A 24,401-nucleotide genomic window follows, 5' to 3' on the forward strand; every position below is an offset into this window, starting at 1 on the left:
AAATAACCAGTTTATGAACTCTGAAAATTTGCAGGCGAAGGTAACTTTTTCCGTACTAAAATGAATGCGATTATTTAGGTTTTTTAACGGTGAATAGAGTGGAGGGCTTCTGCCGATAAATCAGAAGAATCAACTTATTTTGACCAGGTATTAATTTGCTGAAAAGCATCATCAGCAGATTTAAATAGAGACTTTAAAAGGGGCTTTCCTTCTGAACTCAGGATATTCCATTGATCATCTTCCTGAACCACAAAATAGTTGTTGTAATAATAAATGGAGTTAAACTTTTTAAAACTGATAGGCTTAGTCATATAATAACTCGCTACAAGCTCGGAAGACTCTACATCAAATTGCGAATTAGAAATCGGTTGCTGCTTTTGTGTATTGTAAAGTAGTAACATGTCAGATATGGCTACGGTACTGTCGTAAGTAGGTAGTTCAATAGGTTTGAGTTTGTGATTATACAATGCCATTTTGGAGTTCGAAATCGAATTAAAATATCCAGGGTATGCATCTATGTTTTGCGCAGAAAGTAATGTTTCCGAATGAATTGTTTTTTGAATCCATGCTTTGTTGGATTCGGGAGTCTGGGCATTAAAAACAAAGTGTTTATTGATGTATTGTGCGCTATATTCGGTATCGGGAAATCCATTGCACGAACCTTTTTCGGGAGAGTTTCCAGCGTATAAATGTACGGAAGATGTATTTGCTGGAATCCATTCTGCTTTGGTCGAAGATTTACGATAATTCATACCATACCACCCTATTTGATTTTCTTTAAAAAGAAGTAGTGATTTTTGATATCCAAATGGCATGACCCTATCATGTTCTGCAGGAACCAAAATGGAAAAGTTTTGGTCTTGGATTCGCATCACCCCCCATTGATCAATATTTCTGAATTTATAAGTGTAATTGTCATATGTTTTTATGGATTCAATAGAATCAATAGGTGTATCGGTAACTAAAGATGCCAGATAAAAGAAACTTTGCGTGGTAAGGTCTGTTTGGTCTTTTACACGAGGATCACCATTTGATGAATATGCTGAATATGATAGTGGTTTGGAAGTGCCAATATTTTTTGTTTGCAATATGGCGGTTGGATATGGTGTAAGTAAATGATTTTCGGGTTTCATGTACCACTTGTTTTGGCTAATGCGATAGAGTCCACTATGAAAAATATTCTTTTCTTCAGAATATTCGTTGTAGAGCAGCATATCGGAATGTACAATTTCCAGACGATAGTTGATTTCAGATTTGAAATCCGCACTTTCATATTGGTGATTGTTTTTGGTGACAGTAAATGCTTTTTGATCTGATAATATTTCCGAAGCTCTGTTTTGGATACCGATAGTACCTAGCTCCTTTTGAGCGGAAGTATAAAAGGATTTAAACTCAGGGATTTCATCTTCTTTTTCGACCGGTAGGAAAAAAAGAATTCCTAGTTTTTGATCATTGTAGATCAGATGAAAATCATTTTGTAATGATGGAGAAATGAAATCAAACAACGGAGGAATATTGATAACTACCTGGAAATAATCTTTTGTAAGTGAAGCAATCCCCATTTTGTTTTGGTGATTGATTACCTGAAACTGATACATTTCATCTTTGATTCCAATAGGAATGATGGCTTTAAAATCTTCTTTTTTGAAAATATGAAACATCATATCTTCCTTGGGAGGTTCTGAAGACCAGGCTGTAAGTGTTCTGTTCTTCAAGATAAAACGCCAGATTTTTCTTTGGTGATCAATTTCAAAAATGTTGCCTTGCGGAGAAATCATATAAATGGTGTTCTTGCTGGTCATTTTCGATTTCTTGTTCTGATTCAGATACAAGTGGTTGGCAACATAGTTATTATAATAAGTTTTTTCTGAAGTTCCGGTACGCGGATACTGCATCTTTTCACGATACTTAAAAATCCGGATGTGTCCACCTGAAGAGGATACCCAGAATGATGAAAAAGCATCAAAACGAGCTGAATTGGTATCAATTTGAAATGATTCGTATGGAATATGAATCATATCCATAAATCTAGATGCTGGATGTGTGTTCCAAAGACCCTGAGACATATGATACACTCTTAGCTCATTATGTAGAACCTGGACATAGGAATTCTCTTCTGTAAAAGAACAATATGTTTTTGTCCCGGCAGAATTGGTGAGTTTCCATCCGGATTCAGGAGTATAATACATGGTTAGGTTCGTTTTCTTAGGATGATACGAAAATTGACCTTGTACAGAAACAGATCCCGTTAGAAATAAGATGGTGGTCAGCAACACGAATACAAATCGAGTCATGGCTTGGAGTGTGAGTGCAGAACGAAGAAACAATAAAATTAAATATGAAGCCTATACGGTCAGGGAAAGTTTTGAACTAAGCTTAAATTTAACTTTATCATCATGTCCTTTAACCTTATAGCTATATCGGGTTTCTTTGGTGTAAACCAGACTTTCAATATCCTTTTCACTTAAGATAATTCCTTTGTACTCGAAAGGGATTTTGAATTTACATCCTTGTTTCCAATCCGAACATCCCCAGGCAGAATTCCCTTTGATCAGATGGCCGATATTACATTTGGGGCAAGGAATGTGTTTCTTTTTAGGATGCTGATGTTTGACTTGATGGATCAGATTATTCACCATTTCAAAAAGTTCCTTTTTGAATTCGTCAACAGAAAACTCACCTTTTTCAATGTCACGAAGTTTCTTTTCCCACTTGCCAGTAAGTTCTGCAGATTTTAGAATATCGTCTTCGATAAGGGATATTAAATGAATTCCCGTTGAAGTGGCCAGAATTCTCTTTTTCTTTCTTACGATATAATTACGTCTGAATAATGTCTCGATGATATTCGCACGTGTAGAGGGGCGACCAATTCCATTTTCTTTCATCAGCTCCCGAAGTTCTTCATCATCAACCTGCTTCCCGGCAGTTTCCATGGCTCGGAGTAAGCTTGCTTCAGTATAATAACTAGGTGCTTTTGTTTTTTTCTCTTGTAGCTCAGGAATATGAGGACCGGATTCTCCTTTTTCAAAAACAGGCATGACTTGTTCCTTGTTTTCTTCTTTTGTAGCTTGCTCTTTATCCGTTTTACTATACAGCTCACGCCAGCCCGGAGATAGAATTTGTTTTCCAGTCGCTTTAAACTCCGTTTGATCTACTTTACCGATAACTGTGGTGTTACTTACTTTACAATCCGGATGAAATACAGCAATAAATCTACGCGTGATGGTATCGTAAACCTTATGGAAATCATCAGGAAGTCCGGATGCTGAAACACCCGTTGGAATGATCGCGTGGTGATCGGTTACCTTTTTATTATTGAAAACCTTTTTGGACTTACGAATAGGTTTACCCAATAAAGGTGTAGTAAACTCCGCATAATTCGTAAGGTTCCGTAAAGTGCCTTCGATTTTAGGATAGATATCATCACTTAAATAAGTGGTATCCACCCTTGGATAAGTAACCAGCTTTTGTTCGTATAATTTCTGAACTACGTTCAGTGTTTGTTCAGCAGTAAAGCCAAATTTCTTATTACATTCAACTTGCAAAGAGGTTAAATCAAATAAAGACGGAGGAAGTTCTTTACCTTCTTTCTGTGTGTATGAAACAACTTCAAAGTCATGTTCTTTAAGTGTTTCGGTGAGCGAAGTGCCTTTTTCTTTCTCTTTTATTTTTCCTAAAGTGGAAGAAAACAAAACATCTCGATACTTGGTTTTTACTTCGTAATACGTTTCCGATTTGAAGTTGTTGATTTCATCTTGCCTTTGTACAATAAGCGCCAGCGTAGGCGTCTGAACCCGACCTACGGATAAAATTTGTTTAAAGTCCGCAAATCGCAAAGTAAAGATACGGGTAGCATTCATTCCCAAAACCCAGTCTCCAATCGCCCGGGCCAATCCGGCCGCGTAAAGATTATTGTATTTACTACCTTCTTCCAGCTGTTTGAATCCTTCTTGAATTGCTTCTTCCGTCAAAGAAGAAATCCAAAGTCTTTTTAACGGTTTATCGAATTTGGCTTTGGCCAAAACCCACCTTTGAATCAATTCTCCTTCCTGGCCCGCATCACCACAGTTAATGACTTCTTCACATTCATGTGAGAGTTTTTCGATAATAGAAAACTGTTTGCGAATCCCGCTATCATCTTTGAGTTTAATCCCAAAGTTGGCAGGTAGCATAGGTAAGGTATCGATGTTCCACTTTTGCCAGGCGTCAATATAATCACCAGGTTCTTTTAGTGTACATAAATGTCCAAAAGTCCATGAAACACAATAGCCGTTACCTTCATAGTAACCATCTCTTCTTGAGTTGGCTCCGAGCACTTTTGCAAGATCTTTTGCAACACTTGGTTTTTCGGCAAGACATAGTTTCATAAATCTAAGGAGATGTGGACAGAAATTAAATTGTTAAATTACTACCAGTTTATATCGCGTCAAAAGTAAAATTTCGGCAACAAAAAAGTATTTAAAAAGACAACCATTATTTACAATGGGCGTATGTCTGATGATTAAACAAAATAGAGATCAATGAAGTTAGTGAAAAGAGTATTTGGATTGAGTTTTTTAATCTGTATGTCGGTATGGGGCTTTGGACAAACAACCAAAGTTTTATTTATTGGGAATAGTTATACGGCATATAATAATTTACCGCAATTAACATATGATATGGCTTTGTCGGCTGGGGATACATTATTTGTGGATTCACATACTCCGGGCGGACAAAGATTGATGCATCATGCTGCGAATGCGACTGCAATCAATAAAATATTTTCAAATTCATGGAATTATGTCGTGCTTCAAGCACAAAGTCAGGAGCCATCATGGCCAATTGGACAAGTACAAACAGAAGTATTCCCATACGCAAAGAGTTTATGTGATACCATTCGTGCGAATGACTCTTGTACCGTTCCGGTATTTTATATGACCTGGGGACGTAAAAACGGAGATGCGTTCAACTGTCCCAACTGGCCTCCGGTATGTACCTACATGGGAATGGATAGTCTTTTAAGAGAACGTTACTTAACAATGGGGAATGACAATGATGCTTTGGTTTCTCCTGTAGGAGCCGTATGGAGATATATTCGTGCAAATCACCCTCAAATAGAACTATATACTGCAGATGAATCTCATCCATCTTTGGCGGGTTCTTATGCTGCAGGATGTGCTTTTTATGCGGTTTTTTTACGTAAGAATCCTGAGCTGATCACCTATCATTCTTCGTTAGATCCTGGAATGGCTGATGCAATTCAAACAGCTGCGAAAATAGTGGTGTATGATAGCTTATCTAAATGGAACGTAGGCAAGTTTGATCCAATCGCTGATTTTACAAGTGTGGATACAGCAAATGTACCAACGGTTCATTTTACGAATCAATCACAAAATGCGGACAGTTATTATTGGGATTTTGGAGATGGGAATACATCTACTTTAGAAAATCCATCACATGGATATGCACATGGAGTTTATCAGGTAACATTGGTTGCGACAAAGTGTGGTCAATCTGATACATTAACTAAAACGGTTAATGTGATTATTGGCAGTATAGATCAAATTAGTGTGGATCAATTAAATATATACCCGAACCCGGTGAAAGATGTATTGCGAATAGAAGGGGATTTACAGTCCACGCTTACCCAAATGATTTTAATGAATGATGTGGGTGAAGTGATTCAAACAAGTATTTTTAGAAATACCTTGGATGTATCTCATATTCCAAACGGGATATACTTATTGAAGTTGATACAAAAGGACGGGAATGAAATTACGCGAAAGATTATCGTAGAATAATAACCAAATAAAAAGGCCTCAATTTGAGGCCTTTTTTAATACTTTATTTTAAAATGAGTTTATTCAAATTCAACTAAAATCTGACTTTTTTCTACAGCAACGCCCTTTTCAATTCGTACACTTTTTACAGTAGCATCACTTTGGGATTTGATGACATTTTCCATTTTCATCGCTTCCAGAATCAAAACTTGATCTCCCTTTTTGATTTGATCTCCCGGCTCAACCAAAACATCTAATACCAATCCTGGCATTGGAGATTTAATTTCGCTTACCTTCTTAACAGCCATGTTCTCTAAGCCTAAATCTTTCAATAACTGATCGAATTGGTCTTTGAGTTGTACATTATATTTACGACCATTAATTCTTAAGATCGCAGTTTTTTCATCGGTATTTAAATCAGCAACTTCAACACGGTATTCTTTACCATCTTTATTCACGATCCAGTTTGAAGCGTCTTTTTGAGCCATATCCATAGCGTAGTCTACGCCATTAATGGTCCCTTGAGGTGATGCTCCATTTTGTGGAGAAACTTCGTAAGTCTTGTTGTTGATTGAAATAGTGTACATGATAAATTTTTTGCGCCTCCAAAAGTAATATAGTTGAGGGTTACAAAACAATACTTCTGTTGTTTTTACTCAAGTGGTCTGTGATACTTTTTTATCTTGCGAATTGTAACGGAAAAGGTTTTTAAAGAATGGATATTAAAGGAAAACTCTGGTCGAACAAGTTTTGGTATGGAATGATATTCTTAATGATTTTACAAGGATGTAAAGTTTCCAATAAGAGTAATGAATATTTAGAGGAAGCGGTTCAGTTAAGTGCGTTAGAGATTTTCTCAGATCAACCCTATAGAGCTGCAAGAACCCGAAAGATTGACATTATTCATACCGATTTAAAGGTGAGTTTTGATTGGGATAAGCAATATATGCACGGGAATGCGGTGATCACATTTAAACCTTATTTCTATAAAATAAACGGACTGGAATTAGATGCTAAAGGTCAGGAAATTAAAGTTGTAAGTTTGATGGATGGAGCGGAGAAACTCCCTTTAAAGTATACCTATGAAAACGATGTGATTAAAATAGAATTAGATCGTTACTATACACGTTCGGAGCAAATCAAAATCTTTATCGATTATGTGGCTAAGCCTGAAGAGAGAAAAACAACTTCAGGAGTTGCAGTGGCAGATGATAAAGGACTATATTTTATTGACCCTTTAGATGAAGATCCCAATAAACCCAGACAACTTTGGACACAAGGAGAAACGGAAGCCAATTCGGTATGGTTCCCAACAATTGATTCTCCAAATGAAAGATGTACACATCAAATCTCCATGACTGTTGATTCCAATTTTGTAACATTATCTAATGGGGACTTAATTTCTTCGGAAAAGAATTCAGATGGTACGCGAACAGATGTGTGGGTACAAAACAAACCCATTGCGCCATATCTGTTTATGATGGCTGTAGGTGATTTTAGTGTGATTAATGATTCGTTAAATGGGATGAAAGTCGATTATTATGTGGATCCGAAGTATTCGCCATATGCCAGAGAAATATTTAAGAATACACCTGAAATGATTACATATTATTCCGATTTATTGGGATATGATTATCCATGGAGTAAGTATTCTCAGGTGGTGGTACATGATTACGTATCTGGTGCGATGGAAAATGTGGGCGCAGTAATCTTTGGTGATTTTGTTCAGCAAACACATCGTGAGATGATTGATGGAGACCATGAAGAAACTGTGGCGCATGAGTTATTCCATCATTGGTTTGGAGATGTAGTGACGTGTGAATCCTGGTCCAATTTGCCATTAAACGAATCATTTGCCACTTATGGAGAGTATTTATGGTTTGAGTATAAATATGGCAAGACCAAAGCGGATGAACACATTTATTTTGATTTAGAAAGCTATTTGGAAGAAGCGCAAAGTGGAGGCGTATATGATTTGATTCGTTTTCATTACCGTAAACCGGATGATATGTTTGACAGTCATTCGTACGCTAAAGGTGGTCGTGTCTTGCATATGTTGAGAAACTATGTAGGTGATGAAGCCTTTTTTGAAGCCCTTAAATTATATCTCCACGACAATGAATTTTCTGCAGTTGAAATACATCAATTAAGACTGGCTTTTGAAGAAGTTACAGGTGAGGATTTGAACTGGTTCTTTAATCAGTGGTTTTTAGCGAAAGGACATCCTGAACTTGAAATTACATATACATATGATTCTACAACTGCTGAACAAACGGTAACGGTAGAGCAATTACAAGATATCTATGAGTTCCCGTTATACAGACTTCCTGTAGATATAGACATCTATTCTGAAGGATCGAAACAGACCTATTCAATAGTTATTGATAAAGCAAAACAGTCATTTACGTTTAATGTGGCACAGCAACCGGATTTGGTAAATTTTGATGCGAAGAAAATTCTGATTTGTACCAAAAAAGATCATCATACTTTGGAGGAAATGATTTTCATGTATCATCAGGCACCTTTATACATGGACAAAAGAGAAGCTATTGAATTTGCTTTTAATGAGGAAAATAATGTTGAAGGAGCTAAAAAATTGTTGTTGGATGCAATGCTGGATGATTATGCAGGCATTAGACAACTCGCTGTTTCTAAATATGAGAAGTTTGATGAAATTGAGGATTTGAGATTAAAAGATGTTTTGGTCTCCACTATGAATAATGATCCGGAGTCTTCAGTTAGAGCAGAAGCCGTGGTAGGGTTGTATGATTATTTCTCATGGTCTAAAGGAATGGGAGGAGAGTTTGTTGATCAAATAGATAAAGATAGTTCATATCTGGTGATCAGTGAATTGTTAAGAGGAATTGCCATTACAGATTCTACACTGGGTGTGTTCTATGCAGATCAGTTTAAAGACTCAGAAAGCATGGATGTGTTGTTTTCCGTAGCCGAAGTGTATTCTGTTTTTGGAGATGAAAACAAGAACTCATTTTTTGAAGGTTTATATCCAAAAGTAGGCGGATATGAAGTTTTAAGTTATATCGACTATTATAAGGACTATTTGCTAAGAATTGATGATCCTGTTGTACATGAAGAGGCGTTAAAAGTATTTGAAACCGAAGCTGAAAATCAGCTGGGATGGTTTGTCCGTTATTATGCCATAAGTAGTATGACAGACTTGAGAGCCTATTATGTGGCAAAGGCCAAATCATATCGTAAAACGGACCGTTTAGATATTGCTGAGAAATATGATAAACTGGTGGAAACAGTAGACCAGAAGTTGATTGAGTTAAAACAATCTGAATCAGATCAGCGGGTTTTTATGCGAGGATAAATATTTGAATATGATGTTTTAAGAGGAAATAATTGATTATTTTGCGGGTACTTTGATTTTACTATGCGGTCAAAGCAATCAATATTAACTTTAAACAAATTATTATGAATTGGTATGTTACTGTACTAAAAAAGTATGCTGAATTTAATGGAAGAGCCAGAAGAAGTGAGTACTGGTATTTTGTATTATTCAATGTGATTATCTCTATAATTTTAACTTTAATCGATTATTCGATTTGGGGTGAAGGAGGAGCTGCAATTAGTTCTATTTATTCATTGGCAGTATTGGTGCCTTCATTAGCAGTATTGGTTCGAAGATTACATGATACCGGAAGAAGTGGTTGGGCAATACTTTGGGGATTAATCCCATTGGTTGGTGCTATTTTACTGATTGTTTGGGCAGCTACTGATGGTCAACCGGGATCAAATGAGTACGGTCAAAACCCAAAAGAAGAAGGCGAAGAAGTTCCTTTATACGAATAAGAAAACAACATTATTATGAACACGAAACTATCGAAGATAAAAGCAGTATTATTTGATTGGGATGGGGTATTTCATTCTGGCCATAAAAACGAACATAAGTCCAGCACTTTTAGCGAAGCAGATTCCATGGGTGTGAATATGTTGCGTTTCGGATTTTGGTTACAAAATGGAGAGATGCCAATTACTGCAATAGTTTCGGGTGAAAATAATATAACGGCAAAATACTGGGCGGGTAGAGAACATTTAGATGCGATCTTTTCCGGTGTGAAAAATAAAGTGGAGATACTGGAATTTCTAAAAGAACATCATGATCTGGAACCAGATGAGGTCATGTTTGTTTATGACGATATCTTAGACTTGTCTCTAGCAAGTAAAGTTGGATTTAGAGTTTTAATAAATCGCAGAGCAAACCCGCTATTTGTAGAATATTGCCGAGATAAAGAATATTACGAGTTCGTGACACATTGTGATGGAGGAAATCACGGTGTGCGCGAAGCTTGTGAATTAACCCTGGATGCTATGGGTAAATTCGAGGAAACCATAGAAAAAAGAATGGCGTTTTCCGGAGATTACAGTAAATACAATAGCGAAAGATTATCCATTGAGATGAAACGCTTTAAGTCAGAAAACGGAAAGTTTATTACTGACTAGTCTGTCACATATATGGCTTACTGGTAGGTAGGTGAGTGGGGGGAGTGGTGCGTGTGGAACTCTCATAAATGTCCGTGGATGTGTTTAAAAATGTCTTGAAATACGCCAATTTGAAAATGGCACATTAAATCTTCAAGGGATTTGAATTTTTCATCACTGAGATAGGTAGCGCAGATATATTCAATAAATAGGTAATACGGATCAAGCCTTTTGATAATGTAGCCGTTTTTAAAAATGATCAGTAGTTCGTTTTGTAGGATTACTGTAACCCCGTAAAGCGCTGAATTTTTGGGAATAGGCTGCATATATACTTTAACCAGTGACCCGGTTTTCAGAATTTGTGTGGATAGTTTATGCATGGAAAAGTATTGATACACAAAGGTAGTATATTTAAAAAAAAGATACTAATTAGTAGTAACCGAATGTTAATGTACGCTATTCTTTTACGGAATGGAGAAGTCTGAACAGATTCTACGGCTTGCTAAACGAATTAGAAGCCTCCGAATTCAAAAAGGATATACTAGTTATGAGAGTTTTGCCCTTGAAAAAGGGATACATCGTGCTCAGTATGGCCGTTATGAAACTGGAACCGATATTCAGTTTACGAGCCTGGTTAAAATCGCACAATCATTTGGAATGACCCTTGAAGAATTCTTTAGCGAAGGATTCGAAGATTTGAATGAAAATTAGATTCCTATTTCTAAAGCTTTAATCGAAGTTTTTTCTGGATTCCATGGGTCTTTATAAGACTCTTTAAAGAAGAACTCTTTCACATATGCAATACTTCTTACGATCCTTAGGAAGTAACCATGATAGAAAACCATTAGCGGTACATATATCAGAAAATAAGAGAATGGAGCATTGGTTCGTTCTCTAAATAGGTTGAATACTAGTAGTTTAAATAAATTAGCTCCGGTGTATAAGAAAATGTTCATTACAATAATAAATGGCAACAGGCTGGCGAAGTTGAATATCATGTCCGCAGCATAGATGTACCATTTAATATTCAGAATTAAAGTATAGGTGATGTTCTCCAAAAACGAAATGAAGTTTGAAAGACTGAAATTTTGATGCGGGAAGAAAACATCAGAGTGTTTTCTAAGTCTAAATCTTACCAATGATTTATCCCATCTCAGTCTTTGTTTTGTAAGCTTTTGGAAAGTGTTAGGTACACTTGTTTGGCACACTGCACGGTCTTCAAATCTAATTTTATATCCCAGTTTTCTAAACTTTACGGTAATATCGCCATCCAGCCCCGGACCTATATCCCATCCCTGAACACGCTGGAGCAGATCCATTCTAAAAGCTCCGAAAGCCCCAGATACCACACGATAAATTCCTAAATAACTTGAAACCATACGGCCAATACTAATGGCATCTGTATATTCAAAACCTTGAAGCGCGGTGACTACAGACTCTCTATAATTTCTAACCATCACATTGCCTCCAACCGCACCAATTTTACGATCCTCGTAGAACGGAATAATAATGTTTTCAATGGCATCGAAATCATAAGAACAGTCAGCGTCCAAGTGAACCACGTATTTCCCTTTAGCAATACGTAGAGCCGTATTCGCTCCGGATGCTTTGCCTCCACGAACCTCGTTTCTTACGAAGTAATCGATATAACCGTTTTTTTTGAGACTCTTACAAATGATTTCAGTATCATCATCTGATCCATCATCGACAATGATCAATTCAAAATTGGTATAGGTTTGCTCCTGGAGGGATGTCGTTAATTTAAAGATATGTTTCCCTTCGTTTTTTCCCGGGACAATAATGGATACCAAGGGGAGCTCTAACCAGAGTCTTCGTTTTGCATCTAAATAATCATAGCGATTTCGATAACGATCCCATTTAATGAAAATGAGCGATACCAGATCAACTACGACATATCTAAAAAACTCAAAGAAGAAGAAAAACCAGAATACACGAAGCATTTTACTAAACCCAACGGTTTGTAAATACATTATGAATTCATGTATTTCGGCTCCAATAAAATCCAATGATTCTACATTTTAGTCAATGGGGTGACGATACTATTTATGCTTTGATCAACTTCAGATCCCAGTTTTAAACTCACAATATCCATACGCAACCCAATATGTACCTTTTCGTAAGATTTAGTCAATAATCTGGACGCCAGAGACTGCATTTCTGTAATGGTGGATTTCGCTTTTTCAAAATCGGTACCCACAAACGAGAATAAGATGGTAGAAGAATTATAAAAGCTTACAAAGTCAGATGGATTCAGGTTACTTTTAAGCACCTGAACCAAATCATTCATCAATTCCTTTTGTTTTTCAAGACCTAAAACCCCACCGACTTGTGCCGCTTTTTCCACATGTAAGTAACCGATATTGGTTTGATACCCTACATTATGTAAACGTTGTAATTCATATTGAAGTAATACCCTGAAAATCTCCATTGTAACAGTTCCTGATAAGGTTTCCAGCTGTTTTTCAATATTGATATATCCATTGATGGCTACACTTTCACCTTTTTTGGTCATGATGTAGCGCTTAATGGATTTCGAAACCAAATGTTCCACATCATTTTCGGTGCCACATGTGGTACATTTCGCTTTGGTATAGTAATCCTGAAATCTATGATGACAGCTGTTACAAGTATATAGAACCGAGGGCTTATCGTAATCTACGCCAATATGGCGTAATGTTTTATTACATTTTGGACAGTCTAACTGATCATCAATACTATTCTGAAAATCTTCAATTGGCCCTACATAAGCACAAGGGAAGTGGTGTACCAAATCCTGAGCGGTGGCATCTGACGAATTACATTTTGGACATACTTCACGGTAGTTTAAGTATCCACTATGACAGCTATTGCATAAATATACACGCTCGTGAAATTCGGATTGAAACAGCCCTTCATCTTCCGCAGTGTTTAAAATTTTTAATACGGTAATCTCATCTCGGTGATTAAAATTCACAGAGAGTTCAGGATAATAGTAGCCAATTCCGGAATGAAAATATGGAATAGGATCCAATTTCTTTTTGCCTCTGGTATACATCAAATTCAACGTACGGTTGATCATTTGAGATTCGAAACTCAAAACCTTTGGATGATTGATACGTGAAATTCGAGCTCTGATGTCGAGTAATTTCGGATCAATTTGATCCAAATGATTAATTGAAGGTATCGTACCATCAGAGAGTGAATTAATTACCGTCTCATCATATGCTGTTGTATTTAAGATGAAAATCGGAATCAGATAAACTCTCGGATTTAAATGCGAACGTACCTGCGAAATAATGTATTGTAATAAACTCTCTTCTCTGACATCTAATAATAGTACATCATATTGAGTGAACGTATCCGGACGGAATTTATCATTAATCTCAACAATAAAGTATTTAAGATTGTGGTAGGTCACAACATTCCCATCCACTATGATTTGATCTTTTTCGAAATCTTCTACCATGAGAATCTGCTTTTTTTGATTTGAACCGAGATTTTATAAAACTTTTGCCATTCGTTCAGCTCAATCTCGTCCTTTGGAAAAATATCAGCCGCAATTGCACGTGTGCGAGACTCGTATTTTTTCTGAAATTCCGGAGGTAGACTATACGTTGCCGAGTAAAACCTGCGTATGGTTCCATGACTTTTTTGCCCGTTAGGGAATGTCAGGATAACTTCATCACCCACCTGAATAGCGCTTAAGTCTTCCTGAAGAAAAAACGTTTTGATGTATACACTTTCTTGTTGGTGGACATTCATAATTTCTTCAGTTTTTAAAGCGACCTCATTAGGTCTTTTATAGATTCGTGTAATTACACCACTCATTGGACTAATGTAAACACGTTTCATAGACATATATCCCGCACCTCCACCTGAATAAGGAATCGGAGAGGGAGCAAGATCATCTTCAATCGTATCTTCAGCCTGACCACCTAATTCGACAATCATAGATTTAAATACTGCAATTTCATTATTGTATTTTCTATTCTCAATGGTGAGTTTTTCCAACTGACTTTGGTAAGATTCCAATTTGTTTTTGGAGCTTACTTCCAGAATTACCTGATTTTCGAGTTTTTGGATTTCAGATTGATACCATGCGATGAGGTTGATATTCTCTCCAATCCGTAAACGATTCAATCTGATGTTTTTATTCAGCTGGTAGACTTCACGTTGTTGCCATGAGGAAGTGTTATCCTCATCGTCATCAATTTTAAAAGCGAATGCTCCACGACTTTGTTCATCTCGAGCTGAAGTATATGCAAATAAAGTGTCTCCGTATAAAACTGTATCTCCTTCTTTGACTTTAAAATAGTGAATAGTGATATCGTCAGGAACACGAACCTTAACACTATTGAACATGACCTGTCCTTCGGCATGTACATAAAATACACGGTTGATGAAATATCTAAAGATGAAAAAACTAATGATTGCCAATACCACATAGTAAACAATCTTATCCCAGTTCTTATTCTTCTTTGAGATTTTTTCTTCCTCCATGTTTCTCAGCATGGAAGCCTTCCTATTGAAATTTAAAGATTTCACAGTGTCTTACTTTATTGGAATTATTTGTTGATTGAGTTTTTGTCAAAGTCAATCAGTGATCCAAAATCATGGATAACAAAACCAGCGGAATTCATTTGAGCTTGAATCTCTGCAAATTTTTCTTCCATTTCTAATCTATTACTAAAGTCATTTGTACGCAATGCGATATAGGTCTTATCCGTTGGATAAGAATTGGTTTTACGTACAATGAAGTCTGTTTTCACATTTTCGTAGCACATGAAATACACACGGTTTACGTTGTCAAATATCTTTTGGATATCCTCCACAGGATAGTGGGTTGGAATACTCACGCCCAATTTGATCGATTTGTCATCACAATAAGTTTTGGCTTCCTGTACCAGTTCATGATACTTTCTTAAATATTCCGGTTTGTTTTGGTGCCAATCTTTACTTACATGTGGCTCCACATCTAAATGAATCGCAGAAATATTTTTCCAGTTGACATCTTGTCCAAGTGTTTGCATGTACTCTGTAAACCCACCATTGATCAGACTATTTTTGCCAATCATGATTTCTACTTCGATTTCGTCTTTGACCAATAAATCGATTAACTCAAACGTCTTTCTTCTGGCAACCGGATCATTGTTTAAACTCACAGTAACTCTATTGATACGATTTAAGTTTAAATAATGGGTGATTACTGCGGGGTCATATTTTTTAACACTGCTACTCCAAATGTATATTCCACTAGAGTGCTTGCTTTTATTGAGTTCTGAGTCGTCCAAACTGATAGGTTGAATAAGTTTCTCAGCCTTAGAATATGGTAAGTCTGTGTAGATATTCAGGATTTTGAGATACATCTGTTGTTTGGTATCCAATAGTTCGATATCAATTTGCATCAAATTATCCAGAAGTTCCAGAGCTTCAATTGGATTAAACGTAAGTGGTGCAATGCTATGTTTGACCCGTTCACGTCTTACCAGTTCTTCATACATTTTCTTTTTATGGTATAGCGCAGAAAATTGTTTGAGTTTGTATCTGAACTCGTAGAACTGTGTTAAAACATCCTGTTGAATTTCCGGCTGATCATCTGTTGGTGCTAAAGCCAATTCTGACTTAGCTTCTTTAAGTTCATTTTTGTTTCTGGTGTTGAAGTTCAATGGAGCTGTTAAACTAACTCCTACGGAAAAATAACTTCTGTAATCCGGATCAGAACTTACTAAATCAAAAAAGTTATAAGCAACATATGGTTTTAATCTGAAATCATGAATAGCCTTATCATCTAACTTGATGTTTTCAAGCATCAGCATGGTGATAGAGTCAGGTTCTTCTAATGTGAGAAGTTGATATGAATAGGAATAATCAATGTCCAACAGTGGAAAGTCTGTAGCACTTTCATCTGCAACATTTAATTCAGCAGAAAGCTGAGCGTTATAACTTTCGTAAATATTAAGCATACTTTGAATCTCCGCATGACTTGAAATTGTCGCAATCAGTTCTTTTTGAGTCACGTGTTTTAACAGGTTCAATTTGGTTGCCATGTCTACACGTTGTTCCGCCAGTTGTTCTCTGGTTTTTAGAACTTCAATTTTTTTGAGATTGAATTGATAGATGATATTATGCCATTTAAGATAGCGATCTAGTTGCTTTTGATCTTCAGGCGCACGCATACGCATTATCTCAACCTCATTGAATTTAATCCTGGCTTTATTGTGATTAGAGAAATATCCGCTTTTAAGAAGATCCATTCCCAGTCCGACTCTAAACTTTTGATTGTAAAAGAGGTTATCTTCAAAACCAAATCCGGGATCTAAATTGTAGGCATATGAAGCACTGGCTTCGAGTCCAATATCACCATCTAACACATGGGCCTCACGAAGTTTAACTTGTTGTTCTAAATCATAAATACTTAGCGATTGGGACGTGTCGTTAATTCGTGTAGGAACATTTTTAATGAGTTGAACCCCATCTGTAGAATCACCGGAAACATGGGAGATATTGTAATGAGAATATGTAGAATCCCACGTTTGATACAATTGATCAATATACTCCGAAATCTTTTGGTTCTGGCCCATTAGAGATGTACCAAAAGACATGATAAAGGTGAAAATGAGATAGGAGTATTTCATATGGCGATTATTTTCGAACTACGGTTTCTATAACCGCATCCTTATAGTTTGCCGATAATGGAGTGTTTTTGTTATAGTTCAAACGAACTTCTCCGTCACCGATACTTTCTATACGATTGATATTTACGATGTAAGATCTATGCACCTGAATGAACATATTCTTAGGTAATAAATCAGAGAAGTTTTTTAAAGTACTACGCACCAGATGTTTTTTGTTTTCTAAAAATACTTCCACGTAATTACTATCCGATTTCACATAACAGATGTCAGCTAGTTTAATCTTATAGAAAATTTTATCAATTTTCAGATAAATCGTTTGATCGTTACCCACAGAAACATCGCCAGATTGTTTTGGTTCAGGTGTAGATTCTTCCTCTTTTTGAGGTGCAGGTTCCTGTACTTTTTTCGAATGATTGTAATTGTTCAATGCCACTTCAATAGCGGTATAAATATCTACTTCGTTAAATGGTTTTAGTAAATAACCATTTGGTTGTGTTTTTACGGCAGTGTTGATCGTTGCGCGATCACCATATGCTGTCAGGAAAATAAAAGGGATATCTAATGTTGCTCTGATTTTTTTAGCCAACCAGATTCCATCTTTCTCACCAGCCAAATTGATATCTAAAAGCGCCAGATCCACATCGGTTTTTTGTAAATCTTCCCATGCTTGTTCTGCGGAGTCGGCCATCCCAACAACAGAGTAACCAATTTCTTCGACATTATTTTTTAAGACAGCCTGGGTAATGTACTCATCCTCTACAATATAGATTTTTATTTTGTAACTCATTTTTCCTGGTTTTGACGACTAAATTTAATAGAAAATTCTGCACCACCATTGTTGCGGTAAGTTAATTTACTATTCATTTGTTTTGAAAGCATTCTAACTAATTGTAATCCTAAGGTATTCGTTGAATCTAAATTAAAATCATTTGGTAAACCCACACCATCATCAGCAACAATTAATGTATAATCCTCGCTGGAATCTTGCTTTAACCAAACATCGATCATGCCTTCTTGATTATTCGGGTATGCATATTTTATAGCATTAGAAACAAGTTCGTTCACAATCAAACCTAAAGGAATAGCGGTCTCTACATCCAATTTGATTTCTTCGGTAATAATGTTGATTTTGATCTTATTGAAGTCAATCATTAAAGCACTCATAATTTGAGTACTTAATTTTTCCAGGTAAGATTTAAAAGGAATGTATCTGATATCATCATTTTGATAGAGCATTTGGTGAATCAAAGCCATAGATTGAATACGGTTTTGACTTTGTTTCATGATATCTTTAAATTCTTTGTTTTTGCTATGAACCGCTTGTAGTTGTAGAATTCCAGAAACAATCTGTAGGTTGTTTTTTACACGATGGTGAATTTCCTTGAGTAAGTATTCTTTTTCGTGAAGTGATTTTTCCACCAACTGTGTTTTTTGCTCATAATTCACGATAAGCTCTTGCAGACGTGTTTTTTGAGAACTTCTTTTACGCAGTAGATATAGTGCAATAACGAATAAGATTGCCAGGATTACCGCAGCAATCAAAATCCATTTTAGGTATTGCTGATCTTTAATGGAACGTTGTTTTTCTTGGTGAATTTGCAACAACGCTTTTTGCATGATTTCTTCTTTATGACGAAGTTCTACCGAAACGGCTAGCTGTGCAGATTTTTCAATATTTCTGCTGGAAGCAATAGAATCTGTGAGTTGAATGAATCTTTTTGCATACAGGTAAGCAGAATCGTATTGTGACAAGGCACCAAATGTTTTACTAAGATATAATGTATTGGTGTAGTGAATATCCGGAGCAGTTTTTCTGTTGATCAATTCTCTTACGCCCTGTAGGTGTCTTAATGCATTATCCAATTCATTAACCTTTAATTCGCAGTAAGCCAGGATGTTTAAGTTTCTTGCAGAGTTTTGATAGTCCTTTGCCCGCAAACTTGCGACATAATCTTCTTTAAGTAAGGGGATTGCTTCTTGATATTTATCTTGTTGAATGAAAGCTTCGGCAGTACTTCCTTTGATCAATCCAAGAAAATATTCTTTATTTTCAAAGTTGGAACTTTCGACCATGTTCCGTGCAATTTGGTAGTAGTGAAGCGCACTATCAGGTTGTTGGTTTGCGCTGAAATATCTGGCGAAGTCGTATAAGTCAACTGCATATTGCTTCGGTTTTGCTTTGTTTAGATTTTCACCACGTGATTTTTTCAATCTGAAAATTCGAATGGCATCCTCATACATCCCAAGATTGTAGTATAATCCATCAAGTGAGGTTACATTATTTTTGATTTTGCTATAAGCCTCGGTGTCTTTGTATATTAAGTGTTCAAGCGTACTGACATATTGTACCGCGGAATTGTAAGCTCTGATTTCGGTAAAGGCAATGGTGATGTTGTTATATAAGATTAGACTATCGAGATAGTTTAAATCTGAAATATTATCCAGAGCACTTTGAAGTGGAGGAATCGCTTTGATGTAGTTTTCCTGATTGAAATATAATAAGCCTAAATTGTAACTTACCTGTGCCAGTAAGCCTGGGTTTTCTTCCTGAATCGCTTTGATTTTGGTATCCTGTAGATAAGTCTCAATTTGATCCAATGAGTCTGATTTAGACTCAATCATCATCATTCTTAATTCCTTAAGTTTCTCTATATCGTCAGAACCGGAAGCAACAATAATACTTCCACTATCTGCTGGCTGAGCAGTAAGATAATGGACGCCAAAAATGAAAAGGCAGAAAAGTAAATGAGCCTTTACTAGTTGTAGTGGTTTTATGCGCATAAACAGTAATAGTGTTCAATTGTAATTTTCACAATTGAATCAGAAAAACTCCAAATTAATGAATTGAATATAATTCGTGTTTAAACTTGTGATAGGATCCGCATAAATAGTGACGAAAACGCCCATAAATGGGATAAATAATCAGAAGCCAATTCACATAAATTGGGATAGATCTAGTTACAAGAATAGGGTGTTACGATGCGTTACCAAAATGAATGACTTTTGATTGAAACAATCTGATTTTAATTCTAGAATGTGTAGATGGTTTTGAAATAAAAACAGGAGATGTCTGTAATAAAACACCTCCTGTGATTTGCACAAATGCAAACGGTTTAGGGGCTCGTCTACATTCTATACGAACGGTAAATCATAAAGACTTCGTCCAGGTATTGTTGTAATACATCCAGAACTGCTTTTTTAAATAATTCAGGATCAGCTTTAATAACCACAGTGCCGTTGGTATGTTCCATTAACTTTATTTTGCCTTGGGCAAATTCTGGCGTACAACCTTCGCACATGTCTGTGCTAATCGCATATTGCGTTGAGGATTCAATATCACTGCTGTTCAAATTCAGAATCAGATTGTTTTGCTTGCCTGATGAAGCCAGACTAAAATTGAAAGTGTTATCCTCTAGCATATCTGTTCCTTTAGAATTATATGTGTATCCGGTAATATGAATAGCCGGAACTACTGAAGCTTTTCCTTCTGTATAAATGACACGTTTGTTTGACCCGTAATAATTGGTTCCGGATTGAGTGATATCAATGCCTATATGACAAAAATCTATGGTTACCTGTGAATTGAATAACATGGCTTTCATTTCTTTTGCAATTTTTTGTTGAGGACCAAAAGGAGCTGCGTTGTTCCAAACAATATAATCGTGTTGATCGTAATTAAATGTTTTAGTCACCCCCCAGGATTTCTTTACCTTGAAATTTTCTTTAGTAGACTTATCTTTCAATTTGGGAAAGTCTTTTGTGTTTTCAATAGCTTTATAAGGAACCACGTTAATTTGGAGCTCTTTAAATTTAACCACCAACATATCGTAATATGCATTTGTGATTTCTTGAAAAACCTGGTCGTCAATGCCTTCTAAAATCGCGTAAGCACCAAATTTGTAGGTTTGTTCATCTTTCCAGGAATTGGTTTCAGATTGGTGACTTGCAACTTTAAATCGAAGATTCGTTCCAAGAATGGCAACACTTTCAGCCTTTTTATAGGGCCCTTGATCATACTCATTATATTTCTTGCTGAGTTCTTTTAATTGTTTTTTGTCTTGTCCGAATGAAGTGAAGACACATGACAAAATTGTAATGAAGAGTAGTGATTTTTTCATGATTCTAGTTTTATGGTATTGTATACCACAAATATTGAATTTAGATGAAGGAGCATCAATAGGGCGTTTGTACCATTTTGGACCTATACCAACCCATTGAGATAGGCGATGTGCATAGCCTCAACTTTATTTTTGACCTCTAATTTTTTGTAAATATTTTCGGTGTGTCTTCTCGCAGTATTCGGGCTAATAATGAGGTTAGATGCGATCTGGTTATAGTTAAGGCCTTTGCACAACTGTTGAAGTACCTGTTTTTCACGTTGTGAAAGATTAAAGTCTTTCTTTTCTGAAGTTACAATTGCTGGATTTTGTATGATTTGCATGGCTTTTCGAGCAATGGAAGAGGACATAGGTGCCCCTCCATTCAAAATATCGTGAATGCTATCGTGAATTTTTTGAGGCGAACTTTCTTTTACTAAATACCCGATAGCTCCAGCCTGAATGGCTTCATAAATGGCCTGTTCAGTATCAATTACCGTAAGCATAATGGTTTTGATGTGTGGATATAGTTTTGAGATTTTAGAAGTTGCGAGAATGCCATCCATTACGGGCATTTGGATATCCATTAAGATGACATCAATTTGTGCATCTTTTTCTAAATAATGAAGTAATTCTTCTCCATTCAGCGCATGGAATTTAACCTTAAACTCATCAAATAATCCCAGTTTGTTGATGATAGAATTGGCAAGAAAATTATTGTCTTCGGCTAATGCTATTTTGATCATAATGCAAATTTGAGATGATTTGTAATGAAATGCTATAGGGCATTTTACCTATTTAGAACGATGGTAATGATGGTGCCTTCATTGGATGAATGGATTGTAAATTTAGCGTTTACTTCTTGAGCTCTCGACTTCATGTTATGTAATCCATTACCGCCTTTTAATCGGGATGCATCAAATCCAATACCATCATCTGAGATGGTAATTTTAGTTTCGGAGCTCTTTGAATTGATATCTACTGAAATCGTGGAGGCTTGTGCGTATTTCAAAGTATTGTGAATAGCCTCTTGAATAATTCTATAAAGATTAATGGTTTCAACCGGATGCAATTCAAAGTCTGCCTGAATATGTTCAACTAATGAAATATGCGTTTCAGTCATCGGGTCAATTTGATGGATATACTGACCTACACGTAGAACAAATTCGGAGAAAAAGATGGTTTGATCACTCACCGCCCAAATGGTTTCGCGCAATTGGGTCATGGTTTCTCGAGCAAATGCATTAATCGTTTCGATTGAGGAGGAAGTTTCGGTTTTATACATTTCAATATCTAGTGACGAAATGATATGTGTGATTCGCGCACCAATATTGTCGTGAAGTTCTTTAGAAATTCTCAACCGTTCCTGCATCAATTTATGATTCTCTTTTTCTTCGCGAAGGAGTTTTTTAGTTTTTAAGTAATTGATGAAACTATAACTTCCCAGAATCAAAAGAACTGTGATAATAAGACAGGTAAATATAAACCAGGTTTCCTGCCAGAAAGGGAATGCCCGAAATACGGGATATGAAATTGTAGTGGTGGTTTGGTGTACCTTGTCAATAACTAAAACCTGAATTTCAGAGTCTCCGTATGGAGCGGAAAGTGTTATGGGGTTGGGTTGTTGAATTGGGATTTTTTGATTCCTAAATTGAACGAGAATCTCAAAGTAGTTTTGATCCGAGAGCATGATAGGTTCGACTTGCAGAACCAATTCCGATTGATCAAATGCCAATTCTACTTTTTGTGTTGGGGATAATACTTTGGAGTCTTTTTTTAGAATGACGTTTGGGTTTTGAGGAAAGAATTTTAAACTATCCGGGTGAAATTTCACAACCCCGCCAACTCCTGCGAAATAAACATTTTGATTTTTATCTTGAAAGCACGCAGTTTGATTGTATTCTTTAATAGGAAATCCATTGATGTAATCGAAAGGACGAATGAACTGATCTGTATATTGATAAATACTGGTTACGGAACTAATCCATAAAGTGTTTTGTTGAGGTGAAAGCGTCAAAAGTTGACGGTCTGGGAATGGGATAATTTGTAAACTATCGGATTCTACACGTAAAAGCCCGGCATCCATTGAAGTTGCCCACGTACTTCCTTTAAACGCAGCGGTCATGGAAATAACTTTAGCATGATCCTTTTTAACGGCATTTTGAATGTTTAAGTCAAAATCCAATTCGTAAATTCCTGATGTGGTGGAAACCAAATAACCCGAATCACTTTTTGTGAAATACATACTGTATGTTCGGGGAGGATCAAATTCATAGGGATGCGTTGATAGAAAATGTCCTTGATGATCTAATTGAATGAAGGATTTTTTAGAACAGGCGAGAAAGCCGTTTTCATTAGATATGATTTTTATTATGGTGTTATCCAGAGCTTGTTGTGCATTGAAATAAACATGTTGGATTTTTCCAGACTCCAATTTGTAGATTCCATTTTTACTTGTCCCGATAAGCATAAAATGAGCATTGGAATTTCCGGAGAAGCAGTGGATTTCTTTGGTTATGTGTAGAATATCATCAGAATTGGTGTGAACGTCAATAGCGTGAACGCCTTCAGCAGTAACGGTATAAAGGTTATTTTTTTGAGTGAGAAATCCCCAGCATGAAAGTGGAAGATGTAAAGCATTTTCTTTTTTGAAGAATTCCGTGTGTAACGCGTTCCGATGGATCATAAATATGCCGTTTTCAGCGGTTCCAACCCATAAGTTTTGATTTTGGTCTTTGTAGATATCTTCGACACGATATTGGGTAAAGTGCTTTTGAACAGAGATTGAATGGTCTTTTTGCAACTGGAGTTCCATAAGGCCTCCATGAGAAGCGATAAAAGCTCGATGTGTATTGTATTTTAAGTATTTGATGCAATAATTCTGAGTAATATAATTTGTATCCGGGTTTAAATAAAACGTGCCATTTTCAGACCCACGAATGGTTACTGATCCGAGTTGAAATGTGAATGAATTAGTGGCTGGGTAAGAGGTGTGTACATCTAAGATTTCTTTTAAATCATAACTCAGGTGAATAGGGTTTTGATTGATTCGGTCGGTAATGACAATTTGGGAATCTAAAAAATGAGATTGATAATAATCATTGGTTTTAAAACTGTATTTGGAATATTGAAGAGAACGTTCATCAATCTTATAAAGCCCATTGGTAGTGAGAACAAACATGGAGGAATCACGATGATGTAGTTTGGTTACCGTTTCAGAAATGGCCTGGTAAGTTTGAATGTCATAACCATTATATAATTGTATCCCTGACGGTGACCCAAGCCAGATCCGTTGAGCATAATCCTGTTCAATCGCCCATACTGTATTTTGAAGTAAGCCATCATCCATACCCAAATGTTGAGTCGAATAAAGTGATTGACTTTTAGTGGCGATGGATAAGAAAATGAAGAATATAAAGGCAATTATTCTCATGATTACACAAATGTATTTATTAAATATAAAT

The 24,401-nt window shown here is 36.2% G+C and carries 18 protein-coding genes; 5 read left to right on the top strand and 13 right to left on the bottom strand.

Going from position 1 to position 24,401, the window contains the following annotated elements; genetic code table 11:
• Nucleotides 1–134: 134 nt before the first annotated feature.
• Together KFE94_11120 and KFE94_11125 are read right to left on the bottom strand one after the other, a co-directional pair.
• Nucleotides 135–2,294: a hypothetical protein gene (locus tag KFE94_11120; protein ID UTW65222.1), complete on the bottom strand. Its 2,160-nt coding sequence runs from the start codon at nt 2,292–2,294 to the stop codon at nt 135–137.
• A 51-nt stretch (nt 2,295–2,345) separates the two neighbouring features.
• Nucleotides 2,346–4,367 carry a DNA topoisomerase 3 gene (locus KFE94_11125; GenBank protein UTW65223.1) on the bottom strand — a complete coding sequence of 674 codons (2,022 nt, stop codon included), beginning with the start codon at nt 4,365–4,367 and terminating at the stop codon, nt 2,346–2,348.
• 153 nt (nt 4,368–4,520) lie between these two features.
• On the opposite strand from KFE94_11125, the gene KFE94_11130 reads away from it, so the two are divergent.
• Entirely contained in the window at nt 4,521–5,780 is a 1,260-nt protein-coding gene (locus KFE94_11130; protein ID UTW65224.1) for a T9SS type A sorting domain-containing protein, read from the top strand.
• Between the two features lie 59 nt (nt 5,781–5,839).
• Here the strand turns inward: KFE94_11130 and KFE94_11135 are convergent, their stop codons facing one another.
• Nucleotides 5,840–6,346 carry an acetyl-CoA carboxylase biotin carboxyl carrier protein subunit gene (locus KFE94_11135; protein ID UTW65225.1) on the bottom strand — a complete coding sequence of 169 codons (507 nt, stop codon included), beginning with the start codon at nt 6,344–6,346 and terminating at the stop codon, nt 5,840–5,842.
• A gap of 128 nt (nt 6,347–6,474) precedes the next feature.
• Between KFE94_11135 and KFE94_11140 the strand changes: the two genes are divergently transcribed.
• The 3 genes from KFE94_11140 to KFE94_11150 all read left to right on the top strand — a co-directional run bounded on the left by KFE94_11140 (nt 6,475) and on the right by KFE94_11150 (nt 10,226).
• On the top strand, nt 6,475–9,093 hold the full coding sequence (locus KFE94_11140) for a hypothetical protein (protein UTW65226.1): 2,619 nt from the start codon (nt 6,475–6,477) through the stop codon (nt 9,091–9,093).
• Nucleotides 9,094–9,197: 104 nt separating this feature from the next.
• Nucleotides 9,198–9,575 (top strand): DUF805 domain-containing protein, encoded by a 378-nt coding sequence (locus KFE94_11145; GenBank protein ID UTW65227.1) that lies wholly within the window; start codon nt 9,198–9,200, stop codon nt 9,573–9,575.
• A 15-nt stretch (nt 9,576–9,590) separates the two neighbouring features.
• The gene (locus KFE94_11150; protein ID UTW65228.1) at nt 9,591–10,226 is read left to right on the top strand and encodes a phosphatase; all 636 of its coding nucleotides are present in this window, start codon (nt 9,591–9,593) and stop codon (nt 10,224–10,226) included.
• Between the two features lie 62 nt (nt 10,227–10,288).
• On the opposite strand, the gene KFE94_11155 is transcribed toward KFE94_11150, so the two are convergent.
• Nucleotides 10,289–10,585: a hypothetical protein gene (locus KFE94_11155; protein UTW65229.1), complete on the bottom strand. Its 297-nt coding sequence runs from the start codon at nt 10,583–10,585 to the stop codon at nt 10,289–10,291.
• A gap of 91 nt (nt 10,586–10,676) precedes the next feature.
• Between KFE94_11155 and KFE94_11160 the strand changes: the two genes are divergently transcribed.
• Complete coding sequence (locus tag KFE94_11160; protein UTW65230.1) at nt 10,677–10,916, top strand: helix-turn-helix transcriptional regulator; 240 nt, start codon at nt 10,677–10,679, stop codon at nt 10,914–10,916.
• On the opposite strand, the gene KFE94_11165 is transcribed toward KFE94_11160, so the two are convergent.
• From KFE94_11165 to KFE94_11205, 9 genes are all read right to left on the bottom strand, one after another.
• Nucleotides 10,913–12,196, bottom strand: a complete 1,284-nt coding sequence (locus KFE94_11165) for a glycosyltransferase family 2 protein (GenBank protein ID UTW68260.1) — start codon at nt 12,194–12,196, stop codon at nt 10,913–10,915. The genes KFE94_11160 and KFE94_11165 overlap by 4 nt on opposite strands.
• A gap of 41 nt (nt 12,197–12,237) precedes the next feature.
• On the bottom strand, nt 12,238–13,671 hold the full coding sequence (locus KFE94_11170) for a hypothetical protein (GenBank protein UTW65231.1): 1,434 nt from the start codon (nt 13,669–13,671) through the stop codon (nt 12,238–12,240).
• Nucleotides 13,665–14,750, bottom strand: a complete 1,086-nt coding sequence (locus KFE94_11175) for an HlyD family efflux transporter periplasmic adaptor subunit (GenBank protein ID UTW65232.1) — start codon at nt 14,748–14,750, stop codon at nt 13,665–13,667. Before KFE94_11175 ends, KFE94_11170 begins: the two co-directional genes overlap by 7 nt.
• 20 nt (nt 14,751–14,770) lie before the next feature.
• A complete protein-coding gene (locus KFE94_11180) occupies nt 14,771–16,840 on the bottom strand; it encodes a hypothetical protein (GenBank protein ID UTW65233.1) in 2,070 nt (689 codons plus the stop codon).
• Between the two features lie 7 nt (nt 16,841–16,847).
• Nucleotides 16,848–17,627 carry a response regulator gene (locus tag KFE94_11185; protein ID UTW65234.1) on the bottom strand — a complete coding sequence of 260 codons (780 nt, stop codon included), beginning with the start codon at nt 17,625–17,627 and terminating at the stop codon, nt 16,848–16,850.
• Nucleotides 17,624–19,621 (bottom strand): sensor histidine kinase, encoded by a 1,998-nt coding sequence (locus tag KFE94_11190; protein UTW65235.1) that lies wholly within the window; start codon nt 19,619–19,621, stop codon nt 17,624–17,626. The genes KFE94_11185 and KFE94_11190 overlap by 4 nt, the downstream gene beginning before the upstream one ends.
• Nucleotides 19,622–19,965: 344 nt before the next feature.
• Complete coding sequence (locus KFE94_11195; GenBank protein ID UTW65236.1) at nt 19,966–20,958, bottom strand: hypothetical protein; 993 nt, start codon at nt 20,956–20,958, stop codon at nt 19,966–19,968.
• A gap of 83 nt (nt 20,959–21,041) precedes the next feature.
• A complete protein-coding gene (locus KFE94_11200) occupies nt 21,042–21,686 on the bottom strand; it encodes a response regulator transcription factor (protein ID UTW68261.1) in 645 nt (214 codons plus the stop codon).
• Nucleotides 21,687–21,727: 41 nt separating this feature from the next.
• Nucleotides 21,728–24,370, bottom strand: a complete 2,643-nt coding sequence (locus KFE94_11205; GenBank protein UTW65237.1) for a sensor histidine kinase — start codon at nt 24,368–24,370, stop codon at nt 21,728–21,730.
• Nucleotides 24,371–24,401: the final 31 nt, after the last annotated feature.

The sequence above is a fragment of the bacterium SCSIO 12643 genome (genome assembly GCA_024398135.1).
In the GTDB taxonomy this organism is placed as follows: domain Bacteria; phylum Bacteroidota; class Bacteroidia; order Flavobacteriales_G; family Salibacteraceae; genus CAJXZP01.

What these genes read in the sequence shown, in the direction of transcription:
- KFE94_11180 (UTW65233.1), bottom strand. Translation starts at nt 16,840, where the DNA reads ATGAAATACTCCTATCTCATTTTCACCTTTATCATGTCTTTTGGTACA.
- KFE94_11155 (UTW65229.1), bottom strand. Translation starts at nt 10,585, where the DNA reads ATGCATAAACTATCCACACAAATTCTGAAAACCGGGTCACTGGTTAAA.
- KFE94_11120 (UTW65222.1), bottom strand. Translation starts at nt 2,294, where the DNA reads ATGACTCGATTTGTATTCGTGTTGCTGACCACCATCTTATTTCTAACG.
- KFE94_11160 (UTW65230.1), top strand. Translation starts at nt 10,677, where the DNA reads ATGGAGAAGTCTGAACAGATTCTACGGCTTGCTAAACGAATTAGAAGC.
- KFE94_11165 (UTW68260.1), bottom strand. Translation starts at nt 12,196, where the DNA reads ATGTATTTACAAACCGTTGGGTTTAGTAAAATGCTTCGTGTATTCTGG.
- KFE94_11135 (UTW65225.1), bottom strand. Translation starts at nt 6,346, where the DNA reads ATGTACACTATTTCAATCAACAACAAGACTTACGAAGTTTCTCCACAA.
- KFE94_11185 (UTW65234.1), bottom strand. Translation starts at nt 17,627, where the DNA reads ATGAGTTACAAAATAAAAATCTATATTGTAGAGGATGAGTACATTACC.
- KFE94_11125 (UTW65223.1), bottom strand. Translation starts at nt 4,367, where the DNA reads ATGAAACTATGTCTTGCCGAAAAACCAAGTGTTGCAAAAGATCTTGCA.
- KFE94_11130 (UTW65224.1), top strand. Translation starts at nt 4,521, where the DNA reads ATGAAGTTAGTGAAAAGAGTATTTGGATTGAGTTTTTTAATCTGTATG.
- KFE94_11190 (UTW65235.1), bottom strand. Translation starts at nt 19,621, where the DNA reads ATGCGCATAAAACCACTACAACTAGTAAAGGCTCATTTACTTTTCTGC.
- KFE94_11205 (UTW65237.1), bottom strand. Translation starts at nt 24,370, where the DNA reads ATGAGAATAATTGCCTTTATATTCTTCATTTTCTTATCCATCGCCACT.
- KFE94_11195 (UTW65236.1), bottom strand. Translation starts at nt 20,958, where the DNA reads ATGAAAAAATCACTACTCTTCATTACAATTTTGTCATGTGTCTTCACT.
- KFE94_11145 (UTW65227.1), top strand. Translation starts at nt 9,198, where the DNA reads ATGAATTGGTATGTTACTGTACTAAAAAAGTATGCTGAATTTAATGGA.
- KFE94_11140 (UTW65226.1), top strand. Translation starts at nt 6,475, where the DNA reads ATGGATATTAAAGGAAAACTCTGGTCGAACAAGTTTTGGTATGGAATG.
- KFE94_11170 (UTW65231.1), bottom strand. Translation starts at nt 13,671, where the DNA reads ATGGTAGAAGATTTCGAAAAAGATCAAATCATAGTGGATGGGAATGTT.
- KFE94_11150 (UTW65228.1), top strand. Translation starts at nt 9,591, where the DNA reads ATGAACACGAAACTATCGAAGATAAAAGCAGTATTATTTGATTGGGAT.